The 20,165-nt window shown below is 73.3% G+C and carries 20 protein-coding genes; 6 read left to right on the forward strand and 14 right to left on the reverse strand.

Going from position 1 to position 20,165, the window contains the following annotated elements:
* The first annotated feature begins 15 nt into the window (after positions 1-15).
* Positions 16-294: a helix-turn-helix domain-containing protein gene (locus tag R7226_RS13740; RefSeq protein ID WP_318597737.1), complete on the forward strand. Its 279-nt coding sequence runs from the start codon at positions 16-18 to the stop codon at positions 292-294.
* A 16-nt stretch (positions 295-310) separates the two neighbouring features.
* Here the strand turns inward: R7226_RS13740 and R7226_RS13745 are convergent, their stop codons facing one another.
* The 4 genes from R7226_RS13745 to R7226_RS13760 form a co-directional block, all read right to left on the reverse strand.
* Positions 311-1,078 carry a DeoR/GlpR family DNA-binding transcription regulator gene (locus R7226_RS13745; RefSeq protein ID WP_318597738.1) on the reverse strand — a complete coding sequence of 256 codons (768 nt, stop codon included), beginning with the start codon at positions 1,076-1,078 and terminating at the stop codon, positions 311-313.
* Entirely contained in the window at positions 1,072-1,716 is a 645-nt protein-coding gene (locus tag R7226_RS13750) for an NUDIX domain-containing protein (protein WP_318597739.1), read from the reverse strand. Before R7226_RS13750 ends, R7226_RS13745 begins: the two co-directional genes overlap by 7 nt.
* A complete protein-coding gene (locus tag R7226_RS13755; RefSeq protein ID WP_404827837.1) occupies positions 1,713-2,072 on the reverse strand; it encodes a DUF4406 domain-containing protein in 360 nt (119 codons plus the stop codon). The genes R7226_RS13750 and R7226_RS13755 overlap by 4 nt, the downstream gene beginning before the upstream one ends.
* A gap of 101 nt (positions 2,073-2,173) precedes the next feature.
* Entirely contained in the window at positions 2,174-4,033 is a 1,860-nt protein-coding gene (locus R7226_RS13760) for a beta-propeller domain-containing protein (protein ID WP_318597741.1), read from the reverse strand.
* 202 nt (positions 4,034-4,235) lie between these two features.
* On the opposite strand from R7226_RS13760, the gene R7226_RS13765 reads away from it, so the two are divergent.
* Positions 4,236-4,637 carry a hypothetical protein gene (locus tag R7226_RS13765; protein WP_318597742.1) on the forward strand — a complete coding sequence of 134 codons (402 nt, stop codon included), beginning with the start codon at positions 4,236-4,238 and terminating at the stop codon, positions 4,635-4,637.
* A 45-nt stretch (positions 4,638-4,682) separates the two neighbouring features.
* On the opposite strand, the gene R7226_RS13770 is transcribed toward R7226_RS13765, so the two are convergent.
* Positions 4,683-5,666, reverse strand: coding sequence for a lytic polysaccharide monooxygenase (locus tag R7226_RS13770; protein ID WP_318597743.1), 984 nt, complete (start codon positions 5,664-5,666; stop codon positions 4,683-4,685).
* A 122-nt stretch (positions 5,667-5,788) separates the two neighbouring features.
* On the opposite strand from R7226_RS13770, the gene R7226_RS13775 reads away from it, so the two are divergent.
* A complete protein-coding gene (locus R7226_RS13775; protein WP_318597744.1) occupies positions 5,789-7,123 on the forward strand; it encodes a TolB-like translocation protein in 1,335 nt (444 codons plus the stop codon).
* Positions 7,124-7,154: 31 nt separating this feature from the next.
* On the opposite strand, the gene R7226_RS13780 is transcribed toward R7226_RS13775, so the two are convergent.
* From R7226_RS13780 to R7226_RS13800, 5 genes are read right to left on the reverse strand one after another with little or no spacing between them, the layout of a single operon-like run.
* Positions 7,155-8,246, reverse strand: coding sequence for a M24 family metallopeptidase (locus R7226_RS13780; protein WP_318597745.1), 1,092 nt, complete (start codon positions 8,244-8,246; stop codon positions 7,155-7,157).
* Between the two features lie 36 nt (positions 8,247-8,282).
* Positions 8,283-10,358 (reverse strand): sugar-binding domain-containing protein, encoded by a 2,076-nt coding sequence (locus tag R7226_RS13785; protein WP_318597746.1) that lies wholly within the window; start codon positions 10,356-10,358, stop codon positions 8,283-8,285.
* A gap of 42 nt (positions 10,359-10,400) precedes the next feature.
* A complete protein-coding gene (locus R7226_RS13790; protein ID WP_318597747.1) occupies positions 10,401-11,252 on the reverse strand; it encodes a carbohydrate ABC transporter permease in 852 nt (283 codons plus the stop codon).
* A complete protein-coding gene (locus tag R7226_RS13795; protein ID WP_318597748.1) occupies positions 11,249-12,136 on the reverse strand; it encodes a carbohydrate ABC transporter permease in 888 nt (295 codons plus the stop codon). Before R7226_RS13795 ends, R7226_RS13790 begins: the two co-directional genes overlap by 4 nt.
* A gap of 3 nt (positions 12,137-12,139) precedes the next feature.
* Positions 12,140-13,567: an ABC transporter substrate-binding protein gene (locus tag R7226_RS13800; protein ID WP_318597749.1), complete on the reverse strand. Its 1,428-nt coding sequence runs from the start codon at positions 13,565-13,567 to the stop codon at positions 12,140-12,142.
* Positions 13,568-13,801: 234 nt separating this feature from the next.
* Between R7226_RS13800 and R7226_RS13805 the strand changes: the two genes are divergently transcribed.
* Positions 13,802-14,809 (forward strand): LacI family DNA-binding transcriptional regulator, encoded by a 1,008-nt coding sequence (locus R7226_RS13805; RefSeq protein ID WP_404827838.1) that lies wholly within the window; start codon positions 13,802-13,804, stop codon positions 14,807-14,809.
* 38 nt (positions 14,810-14,847) lie between these two features.
* Here R7226_RS13805 and R7226_RS13810 read toward each other — a convergent pair whose 3' ends face one another.
* Positions 14,848-15,705 carry a helix-turn-helix transcriptional regulator gene (locus R7226_RS13810; protein ID WP_318597751.1) on the reverse strand — a complete coding sequence of 286 codons (858 nt, stop codon included), beginning with the start codon at positions 15,703-15,705 and terminating at the stop codon, positions 14,848-14,850.
* Positions 15,706-15,808: 103 nt separating this feature from the next.
* On the opposite strand from R7226_RS13810, the gene R7226_RS13815 reads away from it, so the two are divergent.
* Positions 15,809-16,501 (forward strand): SDR family NAD(P)-dependent oxidoreductase, encoded by a 693-nt coding sequence (locus tag R7226_RS13815; protein ID WP_318597752.1) that lies wholly within the window; start codon positions 15,809-15,811, stop codon positions 16,499-16,501.
* A 37-nt stretch (positions 16,502-16,538) separates the two neighbouring features.
* Entirely contained in the window at positions 16,539-18,098 is a 1,560-nt protein-coding gene (locus R7226_RS13820; RefSeq protein WP_318597753.1) for an FAD-dependent monooxygenase, read from the forward strand.
* A 21-nt stretch (positions 18,099-18,119) separates the two neighbouring features.
* Here the strand turns inward: R7226_RS13820 and R7226_RS13825 are convergent, their stop codons facing one another.
* The 3 genes from R7226_RS13825 to R7226_RS13835 form a co-directional block, all read right to left on the reverse strand.
* Positions 18,120-19,025: an alpha/beta hydrolase family protein gene (locus tag R7226_RS13825; RefSeq protein WP_318597754.1), complete on the reverse strand. Its 906-nt coding sequence runs from the start codon at positions 19,023-19,025 to the stop codon at positions 18,120-18,122.
* An 87-nt stretch (positions 19,026-19,112) separates the two neighbouring features.
* A complete protein-coding gene (locus R7226_RS13830; RefSeq protein WP_318597755.1) occupies positions 19,113-19,946 on the reverse strand; it encodes a penicillin-binding transpeptidase domain-containing protein in 834 nt (277 codons plus the stop codon).
* A partial coding sequence (locus R7226_RS13835) for a hypothetical protein (protein ID WP_318597756.1) occupies positions 19,870-20,165 on the reverse strand: 296 nt, incomplete at its 5' end. The genes R7226_RS13835 and R7226_RS13830, both read right to left, overlap by 77 nt.

Here is a 20,165-nt window from a genome sequence, read left to right on the forward strand (position 1 = left end):
TATACGGTCCGGCATATGGGCACGCGCACGCTCGATCGTCGCCGCCTCGACAGCCCCCATCGCAATCCGCTCCTCGAGCGGTTCGGGCGGGCGGTACGGAGCCTGCGCGAACAGCGCGACCTCTCGCGCGAAGAGGTCGCCGCGCGCTCCGGTCTGAGCGCCGTCTACATCGGCAACATCGAGCGCGGCGAGGTCAACCCGACGCTGCTGACGCAGGTCAAGCTGGCAAGCGGGATCGGCCTGCCGCTCGACGCGATCGTCGCGACCGCGCTCGCGGCCGAGCTGAACGACTGAGGCGCGCCGGCGCGCCTCAGCGCGGCGGCCGGACGATCTCGATCCCCAGCTCGCGCAGCGGGCGCAGCGGCTCGTCCGGGACGGTCGCGGCCGACTCGGTCGCGAGATGGGTGATGGCGGTGGCCGGCGCGCTCTGGAACGGCGCGACCGTGTTGAGCTTGTCGGCCGAGGCGAGCGCGACGACCGTGTCCGCGCGCTCGACCATCACGCGCCGCACCTCCGCCTCCTCGTGGTAGCGGCTGGAGATGCCGGTCGCGGCGCTGACGCTCCAGACGCCGAGGAAGCAGACGTCGGCGGTGACGGCCGCGTAGGCGCGGATCGTCTGGGCGCCGACAGCGACCATCGCACGCGCGTCGAGCGTGCCGCCGGCGATCACGACCTCGACGCCTGGCCGCGCCGCGAGCGCGGCGGCGACCAGTGGGCTGTGCGTGATGACGGTGCCGCGGTGGTCGAGCGGGATCGCCTCGACGAGCGCGAGCGCCGTCGTGCCGCCGTCGACGATCGCGATCGCGTCGGGCTGCAGCAGCGTCACCGCCGCGCGCGCGACGGCCGCCTTGCCCGCGACCTGCTGACGCTCGCGGCTGGCGTAGGTGCCGGCGACCGGCGAGCGCGCGACCGCGCCGCCGTGGACACGCTGGAGATGGCCCTCCGCGGCCAGCTCGGCGAGGTCGCGCCGCACGGTGTGGCCGGAGACGTCGATCCGCCGCGGCAGCTCGGAGGCGACCACGCGGCCCTCGTTGCGCAGCAGCTCGAGGATGCGGCGGTGGCGCTCCTCCTTCAGCATTGTGGCGGCTCCGGGGTGAGCACGGGCGCCGTGGGCGCGGGCGCGGCGAGCGCCCGATCGGCCCACTGCAGCAGCATGATCGTCTTGCCGTCGACGATCTCGCCGCGCTCGACGGCGCGCAGCGCCTCGGCCAGCGGCAGCTCGACGACCTCGATCTGCTCACCCTCAGCGGCGACGCCGCCGCCCGCGCCGACGCGGTCGGCGGGGGAGTAGGGGGCGGCGAAGAACGCCACCCGCTCGGTCACCGACCCGGGGCTCATGAAGACCTCGAACAGCCTCCGCACCGCGCCGACCCGCAGGCCGGTCTCCTCTTCCGCCTCGCGCCGGATCGCGACCTCCGGGGCGTCGCCGTCGAGCAGCCCCGCCGGTGTCTCCAGCAGCATCCCGTCAGGGTGGCCGTTGACGTAGGCGGGGTAGCGGAACTGCCGCACCAGCACGACCGTCAGCGCCGTCGGCTCGTACAGCAGGATCGTCGCGCCGTTGCCGCGATCGTAGGTCTCGCGCACCTGCGGGGTCCAGGAGCCGTCTGGGCCGCGCAGCTCCAGGTGGGTGCGGCGCAGCTCCGACCAGTCGTCGCACAGCAGTGTGCTCTCCAGAATGCGCACATGCGCATCTCTGCTCGTTTGCGCAGTGCTCATCCGCGCACCTCCGGCAGCTCGTCGAGGCCAGTCAGGACGGCGGCGCCGTGATCGCGCGCGAGCGCGACCATCTCGTCGGCGCCGGCCGAGGGGCCGCCGATCCGCAGCACGGCGTCACAGCGCGCGACGAGGCGTCGCGCGAGCGGGTGGAAGATCTCGTCGAAGCGGGGCGTTCCGGGCGTCGCCTCGGGATCTTCGAGCCGGATCAGCGGCAGCGCGAGCGCTTCGCCGGTGACGGCGAGATGGCCGCGGCGGAAGACCTCCAGCGCGACCTCGTGCATCGCGCGCTCGTTCCGCGCGATCAGCGCCGGGTCGTCGCCGGTGCCGGAGCGGTACGGGCCGGCGATCAGGACCATCTGCGTCACGCTGCTCCCTTGCGTCGAGTTGGATGCGCACCTGCGCAGAGATGCGCAAGCTCGCGCACCCTAGCGCAAGTGCGCATAACTGCGCAAGCGAGCTACCCGAACGCCACCCAGCGGGGGTCGCCGAGCGTCGCGAGGTCGCTCGACAGCATGCCGTCGTCGAACAGCGTCAGCAGCCGTCTGCCCATCACGACCGAGCGGTCGACGCCGCCGCCGTACTGGCGCCCGTCGGGGTGGCGCACGGCACCGACGCGCTTGAGGCCGTCGGCGCGCGTGATGCGGAAGCCGACGCCGCCGTCGCCGGCGGCCGTGCCGTCGCGCGAGCTGCCGTCGGTCGGGACGAAGGCGAAGCGCGTCCGCGGCCAGTAGAGGAAGGCGCGATGGTCCTGCTCGACCGCAGACGCCCAGCCCGACAGCGGCGCCGTCGCGACCCGGCGCGGCGCGCTCAGGTTCGAGACGTCGAACAGCGACACCTGCGCGCCCGTGCGCATCCCCTGCTCGGTCGCGTCCTGGCCGACGCCGAGCAGCAGGTCCTCGCCGACCGGGTGCAGGTAGGCCGAGTAGCCGGGGATCTTCAGCTCACCGAGCAGGCGCGGTCTGCGCGGGTCGGCGAGGTCGAGCGTGTAGAGCGGGTCGACCTGGCGGAACGTCACGACGTAGCCGACGTCGCCGATGAAGCGGACGGCGTAGATCCGCTCGCCGCGGCCGAGCCCGCCGACGCGCGCCAGCTCGACCAGTCTGCCGTCGCGCTCCGCGTAGGTCGTGACGAAGCTCTCGCTCGTGTTGCCGGCGCCCGCGCTCCACGCCGAGACGGTGCTGGCAGCGCGCAGCACGCCCTCCTGCTCCGACAGCGCCCACTGGCTCAGCAGCGAGCCGGGGATCGTGCCGCTGGCGCGGTGGGTCGTCTGCCCGTCGGCCCCGGTGACGAACTTGTGCACGAGCGTCGCCGACTCCGTCGAGCTGGGGAGGGTGCTGGTGACATAGAGCGCGTCGCTCGTGCCGTAGACGGTGTCGACGTCGGCGAGGATGCTGTCGGAGTCGGCCGGCGTCAGCCCTCGGTCGAGGTCGATCGTCATCACCGTCAGCAGGCCGAGGCCGTCGTACGTCTGCGGATGGCTGATCTGCGAGCAGGCGGCGACCGGCCGCAGCGCGTTGCGCCCGGTGCGGCGATTGCGCACACGGTAGGACGGCACCCAGTCGCCGACCTCAGACCGCGCGCTCTCGTCGGCGAGGCCGCGCGGCGTCGAGCTGACGACCAGCCGCACGACGCCCTCGACCATCCGCGCGGCGCGCAGCATCCCCTCGACGCGCAGATTGCGGACGATTCGCGGTCTGCCGGTCAGGCCGAGGTCCAGCTCGGTCAGCAGCGTCTGGCTGGGCATGCGCGGCGCGGGGGAGAGCGACGCTCTCGCCGCCGGTCCCATCGTCGCCGGGACCGGTTCGAGCGGGCCGGACGCGTGGACCTGCGCGATCACGATCGCGCGGCCTCTGCGCAGCAGCAGCTGATGGTCTTCGCCTTCGAGCGACAGGCCGCCGAGCACGCGCGGGCTGTCGGAGCGGCCGTCCAGCTCGACGAAGCGACCCTCCGCGATCGCGAAGATGCGACGGCCGTCGGTCTTGACCGTGTCGGGCTCGTCGACGCCCTCTTCCTGCACGTTGGTGCCGGAGAAGTCAGGTTCCTCGGAGAGGGCCTCGCCGCCGGCCGCCATGTCGGGGCTCGCCGGCGGGGGTGCCGTGGTCGGCATCGGCAGTGACGGGGCGACCGGCATCGACGGGTCGTAGCGCGGGATTCTCGGTGCGTTCGCCTGCGCGTAGCCGAGCAGCTCCTCGCAGGAGGAGAAGGCGACCAGCCCCGTCGGCGCGGCCGCCTGCGCGCTGGCCGCACTGCCGCCGCCCGCCAACAGTGCCAGCGCCGCCGCGATCCCGCCGATCCGTCCACGTCCGATGCTCGTCACAGTCGCCATCCCTCGCCGGTCGCGCGTCGCCGATCCCGGCTCCGTGCCGGTCGGGAGGAACGCTACCGCGCCACCCGTGCGCGCGTGTGAAGGAAACGCCGCGACGTGGGGCCGCGCCGCGGAGCCGCGCCGCGGAGCCGCGCGCCGGCCGGCCGCTCCGCCGCGTTTGACGACGACGCACCGCAAGCGGGAGAATCGGCCGATGAAGCCGACACCGCCGTCCGCGCTCACCGCCGCCGCAGCGGCCGCCGCCGTGCTGGCGCTCGCGCCCGCCGGAGCCGCCGCTGCCAGAGGCCCCAGCGTGACCGCCAGCCCGAACACGGTCAGAGCATCCGCCGTGGTCACGATCAGCGGCCGCGGCTGGCCGGTGATCGAGTTCTGCGAGCGGCGCGTGCGACTGACGCTCGAATCGGCCCAGAACGCCGTCCCGATCGGCACCGTCGGCGTCGGCGTCAGAGGCGGCTTCAGACGGCGCTGGCGGCCGAGCAGAGCGAACGCCGGACCGGGCAGATGGCGGGTCGTCGCGCGCATGAGATGCGAGAGCGGCAACGACGGCTCCACCGTGCCGGTCGTGCGGAAGGTCGCGCTGCGGATCGTCAGATGAGCGGTGGCGCCGGCAGCGGCGCCACTGTCCGTGCGCGCGTTTGGTTCAGCGGCGCGCGCAGAAGCCGAACGTCGTCGCGCCGCCGGGGCGCAGCGTGCGGTTGTAGCTCTTGCCGCGCACGTGCAGCCGCTTGCCGCGGAGGTGAGAGACGGCGTCCCATATCGAGTCGACGCGATGCGGCATCGCCAGCGTCCCCTTCCACGCGCGCGCCCGCTTCGAGCGGTTGGTGACGGTCACCGTCGCGCAGTAGCCGGAGCCCCAGTCGTCGTCGATCGTGCGCCGCAGCGAGATGCCCTTTGCGGTCAGCTTCGCCGGCTGCGGCGCGCCGCCTCTGCCGCCGCCATGGCCGCCGTGGCCGGTGTGCCCGCCACCACCGCCGCCCGCGGCGGGCGGGGCGCTCTCGTCGGGCATCGGCGGCGTCGCGGGGAGCACCCCGGCGGCGCCGAAGACGACGTCACTGCAGGCGTAGAACGCCTCCGGGCTGTCGCTGCGCTGCCAGACGACGTAGAGGATGTGGCGGCCGCGGCGCTCGGGCACGTTGACGCGGAAGCTCTCCATCGTCGCGGCCGGGCGACGGCCGGAGTCGTGGATCAGCTCGAGGTCGTCCCAGCGCAGCGCGCGCGCTGGGTCGAAGCCGTCCTTGGTGAGGTAGAAGCGGTAGTAGAGCGTCGCGTGCGGGGCGTTGAGCACGTACTTGAACGTCTGCTCGCCCGCTCTCAGCCCGGTCGCCGGCCACTGCGCCGACGGCCGGTCGAACGCCGCGTACTTCGCGCTGCCGGCCGAGCACAGCTGCCCGTCGGGGATCAGCTCGCGATGGCGGCCGTTCGCGTTGGAGATCAGCAGCGCCATCCAGTCATAGAGCGCCTGCGGGTTGCTGCGCCATGCGTTCGCGCACGGCGCCGGCGTTCTGTCGACGTAGCGGCAGACGTAGGTGCGCGAGGCGGGCGAGAAGGTCGTGCCGTGCGCGGCCGCCTGCGCGGCACCGAGCGCCAGCAGCACGACCGCCGTGCAGAGGATCCGCGCGACCATCCCGCCACCGTACAAGGGCTCGCGTGCCTCGCGCAAACGGCTTCCCACGCTCTCACGTTCGTGAGGGGAAGTGGGACCGGACGACAGACGACGCGTCCAACGTCGGCTGGCACGTTGTGGCGATGCGCTCAACACTGGTGGCGGGAGCCGCTTCGATCGTCGCCGCGCTCGCCTGCGCGGCGCCGGCCTCAGCCGACTCGATCGCCTATCTCAAGGATCACAACGTCTGGCTCACGAACCCCGACGGCTCGGGCCAGTACCAGGTCACGACCGACGGCTACGCGGGGCTGCCCTACCGCTCGCCATCGCAGGCCGACGACGGCACGATCGCGGTCAGCCGCGCCAACTCGATCTTCCTGCTGCGGCAGAACGGCAGCGTGATCCGCGAGATCGACCCGCCGGGTCTGACGAACACCTACTCGCATCTCGTCGACGGCTCGCCCGACCAGGTCGCGATCTCGCCGGACGGCGGCCGCATCGCTTACATGTTCATCTCCTTCGAAGGCGGCGGATCGGACCAGACCCGCACGACGACCGGCTTCGTCGACGCCGCCGGCAACAGACTCGTCGGCAACCTGTACAACGGCTATCCATCGTGGGTCACCAACACGCGGCTGCTGACCTCCGGCGGCTATGGCCATCACGTCAACCTGCACGACCAGGGGCAGGGGCTGGAGGACAACTGGCTCAACGACAACCAGGGCGACCTCAGCGATCCGGAGGTCAACCGCCAGGGGACGCGCATCGCGCTCGTGCGAACGGTCAGCAACAGACCGTCGATCGTCGCCTACGACACCGTCGGCGACGTGCTGACCGGCAGACCGGCCGCGACCGCGACCGCGAGATGCATCTTCGAGGGCGTCCCGGCGCTGTCCGGCCCGAGCTGGGCGCCCGACGGCATGGCGCTCGTCTGGACCGAGCCCGACGGCCTCTGGACGATGGACCAGGCCGGCACGTGCGTCGGCCAGCCGCGCCTGCTGATCGCCGGCGCGACCGAGCCCGACTGGGGCCCGGCGCCGGTCAACCCCGGCCCGCGCGAGGTCCCGCCGGTCCCGATCGAGAGAAGAGTCGACCCGCCCGTGCCGGTCGAGAGAAGAGTCGAGCCGCTGCCCGTCAGAACGGTCAGACCGACGGTGGCCGCGCCCGGGACGCGCGCGCAACTCGCCAAGCGCGGCGTGCGGACCAGCTACGCCTGCTCGGCCGCGTGCACGGTCTCGGTGACGGTCGTCGCCGACAGAGCGACCGGCCGCGCGCTGAAGCTGAGAGGCGCGCGCGTGCTCGCGCGCGGGACGCGCAGACTGAAGGCCGCCGGCAACGCGTCGGTCATCGTCAGACCGGCGCGCAAGCTCGGCGGCAGATTCGCGAAGCTGCGCAGAAGAGCGACGCTGACGGTGCGGATCACGGTCACCGTCGCGGGCGCCAAGGCGCAGACGTTCATCCAGCGGGTGGTGGTGTGAGCGCGGCCGACGCGACGCGCGCGACGCGGCGTTAGACGACCAGCACGTCCGGACGCTCGAGACCGCCGACCTCGACCGTCGGCCACGCCGGGTCGGCGGTCATCACCTCTGGCGAGGCAGCGGTGCGCGCAACGACCGTGTCCTCGACCTTCCAGCCGCCGCCGGTCGGGTTCCAGGCGAAGGCCTGGCCGGCGGCGATCACGTCGTCGTCGGCCGGTGTCGCGAGCTTGTCGCGCAGCGTGTAGCCGCACGGGCCGCCCTGGTGATGGCGGCGCCACTCGTCGGCCGGCAGGCCGTTGGCGCCGTACGCGTCGCGCCCGGCCTGCGCGACGTCGCCGAGGCGGGCGCCGGCACGCGTGCCGGCCAGCAGCGCCGCTTCGACTTCCAGCAGCGCGCGGTAGGCGTCCTGCTGCCGCGGCGCCGGTCGCGCGAAGGCGCGGATCCGCGACAGCGAGACGACCAGCCCGTCGCGGCGGCCGCAGACGACGACCAGCGCACGCTCGCCGAGCGGCGCGGCCGTCGGGATCGGATGGCGGAAGCGCGGCAGCCGCTCGCCGCTGGCGACGAGCAGGCAGAGCGGCTCGATCGCGCGCTCCAGCAGCAGGCCGGTGGTGCGACCGGCCAGCGCGTGCTCCGTTTCGTCGTCGCGCGCCCGCTCCAGCGCCGCCGTCAGCGCGGTCGCAGCGTCGCCGCCGAGCGCGCGCAGACGGTCCTGCTCGGCGTCCGAGAGCGGCGCGCGCAGGGTGGCGAGGTCGGCGGAGAGGTCGGCGACGGCTCCGTGCGCGGGCTGCGCAGCGGCGACCGCGTCCGGCCGGTCACTGCCGACGCGCTCCTCGGCATCGAACGACGGCATGAGCGATTCCCACCAGCCGAGGACCGTTATGTGGGGTGCGTGCGCGAACGCCTCCTCGCGCAGGCGCGGGGCCTCGCTCTCGCTCGTGCGCAGCTCCTCGCCGTCGCGGCGCACGACGACGATCGCCTCGCCGCCGTCGGCGAGCTGCGCGACGTGCGTGCGGACACCGTCGAGCCACCAGCCCACGTTCGCCGCGTCGCTCAGCACGAGCGCGTCGAGGCCGTGTCGCTCCAGCAGCGCACGCAGCGCCGCGCGCTTCGCCTCCGTCATCTCGCGCCGCCGCTCACGGCGGCCACCTTACCCGGCTCAGGCATCGCGGCCGACGTCGACGAAGGCGCCGGTGCGCTCGTGCCCGTCGCCGTCGATCACGCGCAGCAGCAGCCGGCCGCGCTCGACACCGTCGGGCAGCCGCGCCGCGACCTCGACCGGCGCGCCGAGGCGGAACGGCTGCGCGGCGATCGGCACGGCGCCCGCGCCCGCGTCCACGCCTTCCCAACCCCAGCGCAGCTCGCCCGCCAGCTCCGCCGTCCCGTGATGGGAGAGCGCGACGGGGAAGCGGACGGCGCCGTCGGCGGTCTCGACGTCGAGCCCGGGGCGGAGGGGGTCGAGGTCGATCACCAACGTCGTCGCCCCGAGCACCTGCGGCAGGTCGCAATCGAGCGCCGGCTTCAGCCGCCGCCGCTCGTCGTAGACGCCGGCCAGCTCGTGCTCGACGTCGCACAGCTCCGTGTAGACGTAGCCCGCGAGGCGGTCGTGGCGGCGCAGCTCCTGCGTCTGCCAGCGCAGGTGCCAGCCGCGCCCGGCGGGGTCGAACTCGCCGCCGCCGAACTCGCTGTTGAGCAGCGGCAGGCCGTCGAGTCTGGCGCCGGGCACGCCGAGGTGCATCTCCTGCACGTGGTCGGGGCCGAGGTTGACAGGGAAGCTCGTCGCGCTGCCGTCGGCGATGCCGGCGACGTGGGCGCGCCAGCCGGCGACCGACTCCTCGTAACGGTGCCAGTCGACGAGGTCGGTCTCGACATGCGCCCAGCCGGAGTCGTCGACGACCGGCCGCGTGTCGTCGAACGCAAGCAGCTGCCGCCGCGCGCGGCGGACCGCCTCCTGCTTGGCCGGGTCGCCGGCGACGTCCCAGTCGAGTCCCCACTCCTCGTTGTAGAGGCCCCAGATCACGATCGAAGGGTGGTTGCCGTCACGCCGCACCATCGGCTCGATCTGGGCCTCGAAGGCGGCCGCGCCATCCTCCGACCAGCGGCTCGTGCAGGGCGGCTCCGCCCACACGAGCATTCCCATCTGGTCGGCCATGTGCAGCCAGCGCGGATCCTCGAGCTTGATGTGCTTGCGGACGAGGTTGAAGCCGGCGGCGCGCGCCAGCTCGAGGTCGCGGCGCAGCGCCTCGGCGTTCGGCGGCGTCAGCCCGCTGTCGGGCCAGTAGCCCTGGTCGAGCACGCCGCGCACGTACAGCTGCCCGCCGTTGAGCAGCAGCCGCTCGCCGTCGACCTCGATCCGCCGCAGGCCGCCGTGGACGGTGACGCGATCCTCGCCGTCCACGCTGGAGAGGCGCGCCTCGACGCGGTAGAGGTGCGGATCGTCCGGCGACCACAGGCGCGGGTCCGCGATCGGCAGGTGCGCCTCGACGCGCGCCGCGCCCGCGGCCGGCAGCGTCACTGCGGCCTGGTCGTCGGCGCCGGACAACGCGAGCGTCAGCGTCGCCTCAGCGAGCGCCGGCCCGGCCAGCTCGACCGTCACGTCGAAGCCGCCGAGCTGCGCGTCCGGCCGCAGGGCGACGTGCGCGACGTGGGTCGCTGGGCGTGACTCCAGCCAGACCGACTGCCAGATCCCACTCGACGCCGTGAAGGCGCACGAGTCGTACGGGTCCGCCGGACGGCTGCGCTGCTTGCCGTGCGCGATCGCGCCCTTGTCGAGCGGCGCCTCGACGCGCACGACCAGCTCGGCCGCGCCGTCCGCGCCGAGCAGCTCGCTCACGTCCAGCTCGAACGGCACCGAGCCGCCGACGTGCTCGCCCGCCAGGACGCCGCCGCACCACACCGACGCGGCGTGATGGACCGCCCCGAAGCGGACGATCGTGCGCTCGTGCGCCGGCCACGACGCCGGCCGCTGCAGCGTGCGCGCGTACCAGCCGACGGGCAGCCATTCGCGCCCGACGCCGGAGGCGGCGCTCTCCCAGCAGGAGGGGACGACGATCTCGCCCGTCTCGGCGCCGTCCCACGCCGCCGCGCCGTTCGCCCAGCCGGCGGCGCGGCCGTGGTCGTCGGGGTCGGCGGCGAAGCGCCAGCTGCCGTCGAGCGAGGCCCAGCGCTGCGAGCGGTCGAAGTCGGGACGGGGGTAGTCGAGCCGCGGCTGCGCGGCCGTGGAGGAAGTCGTCATGGTGGAGTCAGTCACTTCGCTTGCGGATGGATGGGAGGCAGGTCAGCCCTTGACGCTGCCGGCGAGGAGGCCCTGCATGAACTGGCGCTGCAGGACGACGAAGAGGAGCAGCACGGGCAGCGTCGCGAGCGTGCTGGTCGCGACGAGCTGGCCCCAGTAGTTGGTGCCGAGCTGGCTCGCGTTGACCTGTGTCGCGAGCGCGGAGAGCACGACCTGCAGCGTCTGCTTGTCGCCGCCGCCGACGGCGACGACCGGCCAGACGAAGTCGTTGTAGATGTTGAGGAACGTCAGCACGGCGAGCGCCGCGAGCGCCGGCTTGATCACCGGCAGCACGATCCGTGAGAAGAGCTGGAACGGGTTGCAGCCGTCGATCCGGCCGGCGTCGAGCAGCTCGTCGGGGATCGCCGAGATCGTCTGGCGCATCCAGAAGATCGCGAAGGCGTCGATCGCGCCCGGCAGGATCAGCGCCTGGTAGCTGTTGACCCAGCCCAGCTCGCTCATCTCCAGCAGCAGCGGGACGATCAGCACCAGCGTCGGCAGCATCAGCGTCAGCAGGATGAAGCCGAAGAGGACGTTTCTGCCGCGGAAGTCGAGCTTCGCGAAGGCGAAGCCGGCGAGCGGGCAGAACAGCATCGTCAACCCGCCTCTGATCAGCAGCACGATCGCGGTCGTGCGGAAGCCGTCGACGAGCGGAACCTCGTCGAAGGCGGTGCGGAAGTTGTCGAACGTGATCGCGCCCGGGTCGAACGCGAACGGCGCCGTGATGATCTCGTCGGCCGGCTTCAGCGACGACATCAGCATCCACACGAGCGGGAAGACGAACACCGCCGCCGCGATCGTGAGCGCGACGTACACGCCGCCGCGCCGGGCGCGGGTTGCCAGCAGCGCGGTCATCGGGTGCCCTCCTTGGAGCGCAGGAGCCGGACGGCCAGCAGCGACAGGCCGAAGACGAGCAGCACGAGCAGGAACGAGTTCGCCGCCCCGGTGCCGAAGTCCGAGCTTCTGATGTTGTCGTAGAGATAGAGGCCGGCGGTCGTCGTCGAGTTGTACGGGCCGCCTCTGGTGACGACGTACGGCTCGGCGAACATCTGGAAGACGATCAGCGTCATCGTCACGACGTAGAAGGCGATCGTCCGCCGCATCAGCGGGACCGTGATGCGCCAGAACTTCGTCCACGCGCCGGCGCCGTCGATCTCCGCCGCCTCGTAGACCTCGCGGCCGATCGCCTGCAGGCCGGCGAGCATCAGGATGATCGCGAAGCCCGTCGTCTTCCACAGCACCAGCAGCGCGAGCGTCGGCTTCGCCCACGCCGTCGTCGTCAGCCAGCCGACGTCCGGCAGGCCGAAGAAGCCGAGCACCGCGTTGACGAGGCCGAAGTCCTCGTCGTACATGACGATCCAGATCTCGGCCATCGCGATCAGCGGCGTGACGAACGGCACGATGAAGGCCGTGCGGAAGAGGCCGCGACCGCGCAGGTCCGGCCGCGACAGCAGCACGGCCAGCACGAGCGACAGCACCGCCTGCGCCGGCACGACGAGCAGCCAGATCACGCCGGAGCGTCCCAGCGACGCCCAGAACTCGCCGCTGCCGAGCAGATAGGTGTAGTTGTCGAAGCCGATCCAGTTCGCGACGCCCGCGCCGTGCCAGTCGGTGAAGCTGAGCAGCAGCGCGTAGCCGAGCGGGTAGAGCCCGAAGGCCGCGAAGACGAGGAAGAACGGCGCGATGAAGAGGTACGCCCAGCGCGCGTCGCGCCGAACGGGTGAGGCGGAGGTCGACATGCGTCAGCGGCGGCGATCCACGAGGTTCTTCTGGATCTGCTCGGTCGAGACCGCGAGCACCTCGTCGGGCTCCATGCGGCCGTCCATCAGCTGCTGGATGTTCGCGCCGAAGTATCTGACCGCCTCGGCCCACCAGCTCGGGATCGAGTAGTTGCCGGGGACCTGCTTGGCGGCGGCGACGTCGGTCTTCCAGATGTCCTGGTCGCCGAGCGCGGCGACCGGCTCGAACAGCGGCGGCCCGTCGAGCGCCGGCAGGTAGGAGGGGACCGAGGTGTTGAGCCCTCTCGGGTAGGTCGGGCTGGGGCCGTAGACGGTTCTGTAGCCCTGCGCGTCGAACAGCAGGTGCTCGTACCAGAGCCACGCCAGCTCAGGCGATCTCGCCTTCGCCGGGATGATGAACGAGCCGCCGCCCATCACGCCGCTGCGGGCGCCGCCCGACGTCCACGCCGGCAGCTCCTGCGCGCGCCACCTGCCGCTCGTTCTTCTCAGCAGCGACTGCGGCGCGAAGATCCACCACATCGCCCACGGGACGAGGATCTGGCGGCCGTTGTCGAGCGTCTGCACGTCGGTCGGCTGGAGGTAGTTGGCGTGCGTGCCGAGGCCCTCGTCGACGATCGTCTTGATCCACTGCATGATCCGCTGGTACGGCTCGGACTCGAGCTGCAGCCTGCCGTCGGCGTCGGCCATGCTCGTGCCCTGCTGGTTGGCGAGCATCTCGACCCACAGCTGGCCGAGGAACGGGTCGCGCTCGAGGTGCAGCGGTCTGACGTCGTTGCCGAGTCTCGCTCTGAGCGTGTGCGCCGCCTCGGTCAGGTCGTCGTAGCTGGCGATCCCGGCGGGATCGACGCCCGCTCTGTCGAGCAGGTCCTCGCGGTAGTAGAGGAGGCCGGGGTCGAGGTCCCACGGGATGCCGACGATGCGGCCCTCGACGGTGTTCACGTCGACCTTGTATCTGACGATTCTGTCGGTGTAGGGGGAGAGCAGCTTGCCGACGTCGGTCAGGTGGAGCGCCTGGCCCGGGACCTGCACGTCGTCGAGGAAGGCGCCGTCGGGGAGGCCCGCGCCGGAGGCGAGCGTCGGCGGCAGTCTCGTCGCGATGTCGACGGCGACGTGTCTCACCTTCACGTCCGGGTACTTCGCGTTGAACGACGGGATCAGCGCGTCGAAGACTCTGTAGAGGTCGCCGGTGCGATCCCAGATGACGACCTCGCCTCTCGCCTGCGCTCTGGCGACCGTCGAGGTCAGCGCCTCGCCGCCGCTGTCGCCGCCGAGGCCGCAGGCCGTCAGGAAGCTGCTCGAGAGCGCGAGCGTGCCGAAGCCGGCGGCTTCGCGCAGGAAGGTGCGGCGCGTGCGGGGAGCGACGGGGAGGTCGCGTGGCGCGCAGGGGTCAGCGGGGCTCGCGTCGTCGCGAACCCTCTCGTGGTCGAGCATCCGGTCTCCTCCTCGATGTTCGACGCGGGTCGGCCTGGGGGAACGTCCGGCGGCCGCCGCGGTCGGGTGACGGGCAAGGTTGTAACACAGCTTCTACATCGTTGTAAAGATCTGCGGCAGAGATTTGTACATCGTTGTAGAGTGGGCGCCGTGAAGAGGGAAGAGAGAGCGAGCGGCGCTGCCGCGGAGCAGGCGGACGGGGCAGGCGCAGCCGGCCGGCGCGGCAACGGCAAGGTGACCTTGAAGGACGTCGCCGCGCGCGCCGGCGTCTCGATCAAGACCGTCTCCAACGTCGTCAACGGCTACGCCCACATCACGCCGGAGACGCGCACGCGGGTCGAGGCGGCGCTGGAGGAGCTGGGCTACCGGCCGAACCTGTCGGCGCGTCATCTGCGCCGCGGGGCGTCGGGGATCATCGCGCTCGTCGTGCCCGAGCTGGACGTGCCGTACTTCGCCGAGCTGGCCCGCCACGTGATCGGCGCCGCGGCCGAGCGCTCGCTGACGGTGATCATCGACCAGACCGACGGTGACCCCGAGCGCGAGCGGTTCGCGCTCGACGGCGACCGCGCGCTGCTGCTCGACGGGCTGATCCTCAGCCCGCTCGGCCTCTCGCGCGAGGAGCTGGCCGAGCGCCGCGACCGCACGCCGCTCGTGCTGCTCGGCGAGCACATCTCAGGCGGCCCGGTCGACCACGTCTGGATCGACAACGTCGCCGCCGCGCGCGCCGCGACCGAGCACCTGCTCGCGCTCGGTCGCCGCCGCATCGCCGCAATCGGCGATCAGCCCTATGAGCACGGCGAGACCGCGCAACTGCGCACGCGCGGCTTCGTGACCGCGCTGCAGGAGGCCGGGATCGCGCCCGACCAGCGGCTGATCGTGCCCGTCCCGCGCTTTCACCGCGAGCACGGGGCGCGCGCGATGGAGCAGCTGCTGGACCTGGAGCAGCCGCCGGACGCCGTCTTCGCCTTCAACGACCTCGTCGCGCTCGGCGCGCTGCGGGTCGCGCTCTCGCGCGGTCTGCGCGTTCCCGAGGACGTCGCGATCGTCGGCTTCGACGACGTCGAGGACGGCCGCTACAGCACGCCGACGCTGACGACGATCGCGCCCGACAAGGAGCGCATCGCCCGCCTCGCGCTCGACTCGCTGACGGCCCGCATCGACGGCGACGGCGACCAGCCGGCGCGCGAGCTGGAGGCGCCGTTCGAGCTGGTCGTGCGCGAGAGCACGGCGGGGCGGGGGTAGCGGCCGGCGCACGCGGCGGGCCGACCGCGCCGCCAGCGTCAGCCGTCGAACGACTGCAGCCCGACGGCGCCGAGCAGCGCCAGCGCCTGCGCGTCCGGCGTGCCCGGCGCGGCGCTGTAGACGACGAGCCGCAGGTCGCTGTCGCGCGTCGTGAGGATGTCGCAGTCGAGCGTCAGCGGGCCGGCGACGGGGTGGACGATCCGCTTCGTCGCCCCGCTGCGCTCGCGCACCTCGCGCCGCTCCCACAGCTCGGCGAAGCGGGGGACGGAGGCGCGCAGCTGCTCGATCAGCTCGCGCAGGCGCTCGTCGTCGGGGAAGCGGCCGCGCGCGTCGCGCAGGTCGCCGACGATCTCGCGCTCGAAGGCGGCGCTGCCGGCCGCGTCGTGGGCGACCCGCGACGGCAGGCCGGCGAACTGCCGCCACGCGATGTTGTTCTCGCGCGCGCCGCCCGCCGCCTCGCCGCTGAAGTCGCCGAGCAGCGCGGCGCCCATCGCGTTGATCGCGACGACCTGCCAGGCCGCGTCGATCACCAGCACCGGCACGTCCGCGAGGCGGTCGAGCACGCGCTGGACGCCCGGCGTGATGTGCCGGTCGACGCGGCCCGATCCCGGCGGCACGTGACCGGCGGCGCGGTAGAGGTGGTCGCGCTCGGCGTCACTGAGCCGCAGCGCGCGCGCCAGCGGCGCCAGCACCGACGGCGACGGGCTGCTGGCGCGGCCCTGCTCCAGTCGCGCGAGGTAGTCGACCGACAGCCCGGCGAGCGCCGCGACCTCCTCGCGGCGCAGGCCGCTCGCGCGCCGCCGGCCACCGGCGGGCAGACCGGCGTCGGCCGGCCGCAGCCGGTCGCGCCACGAGCGCAGGCAGCCGGCCAGCTCGTCGTCGGTGCGCGTCGTCATGACCATGATCATGCCCGCTCGCGCATCGGCGATCGTCGCCCTGCGAGTCCTAGGCAGCGGAGACCACTTATGAAAGCGGCGTCGCCGTCGCAAGCTGGATCGCATGCCAACCACACTCATCACCGGAGCCAACAAGGGCCTCGGCCGCGAAGCCGCCCGCCGGCTGATCGCCGCCGGCCACGACGTCTGGATCGGCGCCCGCGACCCCGGCCGCGGCCGCGAGGCGGCCGACCAGCTCGGCGCGCGCTTCGTCGCGCTCGACGTCACCGACGAGGCGAGCGTCGCCGCCGCGGCGGAGGAGGTCGCCGCGCACGGCGGCCTCGACGTGCTCGTCAACAACGCCGGGATCGCCGGCCCCGGGCGCGGACCGCGCGAGGAGAGCGGCGACGACGTGGAGGTCGTGCTCGCGACCAACGTGATCGGGATCGTGCGCGTCACGCGCGCCTTCCTGCCGCTGCTGGAGCGCTCGGCCGCGCCCGTGATCGTCAACGTCTCCAGCGGCCTCGGCTCGTTCGACGCCACCAGCGACCCGGAGCGGATCGAGTCGAGGGTCGTGACGCTCGGCTACACCGCGTCGAAGTCGGCGGTCAACATGATCACGACGCAGTACGCGAAGGCGCTCCCGGGCTTCCGCGTCAACGCCGTCGACCCCGGCTACACGGCGACCGACCTCAACGGCCACAGCGGCCCCCAGACCGTCGAGCAGGGCACCGACGCGATCGTGCAGATGGCCCAGGTCGGCCCCGACGGCCCGACCGGCACGTTCGTCGACCGGCACGGGGCGGCGAGCTGGTGACGCGCTGAGGCGTCCGCCGTCGCGTAGCCTCTCGCCGATGAGCGTGGAGAACGTCGACGTGCTGGTCGTCGGGGCAGGACCGACGGGGCTGCTGCTGGCGGCGGAGCTGCAGCGGCGGGACGTGCCGTGCCTGCTCGTCGACGCGCTCGACGCGCCGCGCGGCTGGGATCGCGCGACGGTCGTTCACGCGCGCTCGATGGAGATCCTCGAGGCGCTCGGGATCGAGCGGCGGCTGCTCGCCGAGGGCGTGCGAACCCGCGCGGCGCGCTTCCACTCCGACGGCGACGTGCTCGGCGAGCTGGACTTCGGCGCGAGCGGAAGCCGTTACGGCTTCGACATCGGGATCTCCGAGGAGGTCACCGAGGCGGTCCTGACCGATTTCCTCCACGCTCGGGGCGGTGCTGTCACGCGCGCGACGCGGCTGGTCGGGCTTTCGGCGGCGGACGACGCGGTGACGGCGACGCTGGAGTCCGGCGACGAGCGCCGCGAGGTGCTCGCGCGCTGGGTCGTCGGCTGCGACGGGATCCACAGCGTCGTCCGCGAGGCGGCCGGGATCCCGTTCCCGGGCGCCGACATCGACGTGCAATGGGCGGTCTTCGACGCGACCGCCGAGGGGTGGGATGACGACCACGACGTCGTCTTCCCGCTCCTCGACACGCCGCCGGTGATCCTCACGCCGCTGCCCGGGCGGCGCTGGCGGGTCTACATGCGGCCGACCTCCGACGCGAGCGACCTCGTCGCGGAGGCGCAGGAGCTGGTGCGGCGCTACAAGCCAGGCGTCACGTTCACCGCGATCGAGCACCCGGTGCGGTTCCGCTGCCACTCGCGCGTCGCCGCCCGCTATCGCTCCGGGCGCCTGCTGCTCGCCGGCGACGCCGCGCACGCCTGCACCCCGGCGGAGGGCCACGGGATGAACACCGGCCTCCAGGACGCCTTCAACCTCGGCTGGAAACTCGCGCTCGTCTGCCGCGGCGAGGCCGGCGCCGGCCTGCTCGACACCTACGAGTCCGAGCGGCGGCCGGTCGCCGAGCGCATCGTCGCCTCCGGCGCTGACGTCGAGGTCGCGCACGCGCTGACCGCCGCGGCCGACCGTGCCGAGCGCGACGCGTCGATCCGCGAGACGTTCGGCGATCCCGACAGCGCGCATCACGAGGCGGCCTCGGCCGCCGAGATCGACCGGCAGTATCCGCGTTCGCGGATCGTCGCGGGGGAAGGAGCGGCGCTGGCGCCGGGCAGACGGCTTCCGGACACGGTGCCGGTCAAGCCGCTCGACGGCGAACCGTTGCCGCTGCATGAACTGACCCACCAGCGGGGTCTGACGCTGATCGTCCTCGGCGGTCCGGATGCCGATCCCGGCCGTGTCGGGGAGCTGGTCACACGGCTGGCCGCGCGACCGCGGCCAGCCGTCGACGCGGTCGTCGGCTTCAGCGTGCGCGCGGGCGGCGGAGCCGGCACACTGGACCACGCGGTCGCCGCGCAGCTCGGCGTCACCGGCGTCACCGTGCTGGCGGTGCGCCCCGATCGCTACATCGGCCTGCGCGACGACGACGGCGACGCGGCGACGGTCGAGGCGTGGCTCGACGGTGTCACCTCTTAGCCGCGAGAGGGGGAGCGGGCGCTACCGCCGTCGCAGCACCGGCGCTCCCTGCACCGGCGGGCCGGCGACGCGCAGCTCGCGATCGAGCCACTGCAGCCGGGCGTACAGCTCGGCGACGCCGAGCGCGTGCCTGCCGGCGCTGACCACCGTCACCCGCTTCGGCTGCGGCAGCGCGGCGGCGAAGGCCCTCAGCGCCTGCCGCGGGACAACCTCGTCGGCGGTGCCGTACTGCACGAGCCGCGGGCGCGCCGGCGTCGAGGCCAGCGCGCGCGCCGGATCGAAGCGCGCGATCAGCTGCTGCGCGCGGTCGCGGTCGGCGCTGCCGAGCCGGTCGAAGGCGTGCGGCCAGGTGGCGCGACCGGCGGCGCCGGAGACGTAGACCTCGGCGGCGAGCCCGTCGATCCGCGCGGCCGCGAGCGCGCCGACGGCCGCGCCTCTGCTGAAGCCGACGAACGCGATCCGCTCGGCGTCGACGTCGCGCCGCGCCGCGATCGCCGCGACACCGGCGCGGACGCGCTCGATCGTCGCCGCGCGCCGCCGGGCGTCCTCAGCGATCGGGCCGATACCGATCTCCGGCAGCGGCGGAGCGCCGACGTCGGCCGAGTCGAGCGACAGCGCGACGACGCCCTTGGCGGCCGCGAAGATCGCCTCCGGCGCGAAGTCGGCGCTGTCGCCGCCGAGGCCGTGCAGATAGACGACGGCGGGCATCGGCGCGCGTCTGCCCGGCGGGACGGCGAGCATTCCCGTCGCGCGGCCGTCGGCCGTCGCGAACGAGACGCGCCGCAGCCTCAGCGGACCCTCGTTGAGCTGACCGGACTCGTAGCGGAAGCCGGCCGGGGCGCTCGGCCGCGCCAGGCCGACCGCGCCGTCGCCGGGCTGCTGCGACGGGTCCGCGACGTTCACGACGACGGCAACGGCAGCGGTCACGGCGAGCAGGGCGAGCACGGCGAGGCGGGCCGCCGGGCGGCGACGCTCCGGTCGCGGGCGTCGCGACGCCGGGCGGCGAGCGCGCATCTACCCGTTCGGCAGCGCGCCGAGGTCGTGCAGGATCGCGCGTGCGATCGGCACCCGCTGCGCGGCGTGCTCCGGTCTCGTCATGTCGAGGTTGAGCGCGAAGGTCCACTCGCTCCCGCCGCGCGTCACCGAGCCGACCCACCAGCCGACGGCCGGATCGGTCGAGAAGACGTAGCCGGTCTTGCCGCGCACGACCGTGTCGCCGTTGCGCTCGACCACCATCATGCGGCGAACCTCGGCGATCGCGCGGCGCGAGACGGGCAGCGCCCCGCGGCGCAGGCGCTCGAGGAAGTCGACCTGCTCGCGGGCGGAGATCCCCAGCGGTCCCTCCAGCCAGAAGGCGTCGAGTGGCGCGCCGTCGACGCGCTCGTTGCCGTAGTCCATCGCACGCAGCGCGGTGCGATACGCGGGCCGGCCGATCTCGCGCGCGAGCTGCTGATAGATCGGGATGCAGGAGTTGGCGAAGGCGGTCGCGAGCGTGAGGTCGCCCTCGCACGTCACCGGCAGGAACGGTCTGCCTGCGACGAGGTAGTTGGGGTTGGGCCCCGGGAACGGCTGCTCGGCGCCGGAGGCGACGCCGCGGTCGATCGCGAGCAGCGAGTTGGGGATCTTGAACGTCGAGGAGGGCAGGTAGCGGGTGCGGCTGCGGCGGTCGCCGACGACGATCGTCTGGGGGCGGGGACCGGAGCGGTGAACGACCATCGTGCCGCTCGTGCCGGCCGCCGCGAAGTGCCTGGCGAGGTCGGGGCGCTGGGTCTCAGCGGTCGCGAGCCCCGGCGCCAGCAGGCTCGCCGAGATCGCGCAGAGGACGATGAGGATGCGAAGTCGTGTCATGCCCTCCAGGCAACAGGGCGCGCCGGGGGCGGGCAACACCGATCGCTGCAAGCGCCGAGACCGACTGGGTCTTGATCGCGTCCGAGCGCAGCGCGACGTACGCGAGCGCCGCGCCGGCGACGGCGACCAGCAGCGCGACGCGCGCGTCGGCGGCGTCGGCGGCGAGCCCGGCGGCGCCCGCGCCGAGCGCGTTGCCGAGCCGCAGCGTCGCGCCGGCCC

The organism is Conexibacter stalactiti (assembly GCF_033542075.1).
In the GTDB taxonomy this organism is placed as follows: domain Bacteria; phylum Actinomycetota; class Thermoleophilia; order Solirubrobacterales; family Solirubrobacteraceae; genus Conexibacter; species Conexibacter stalactiti.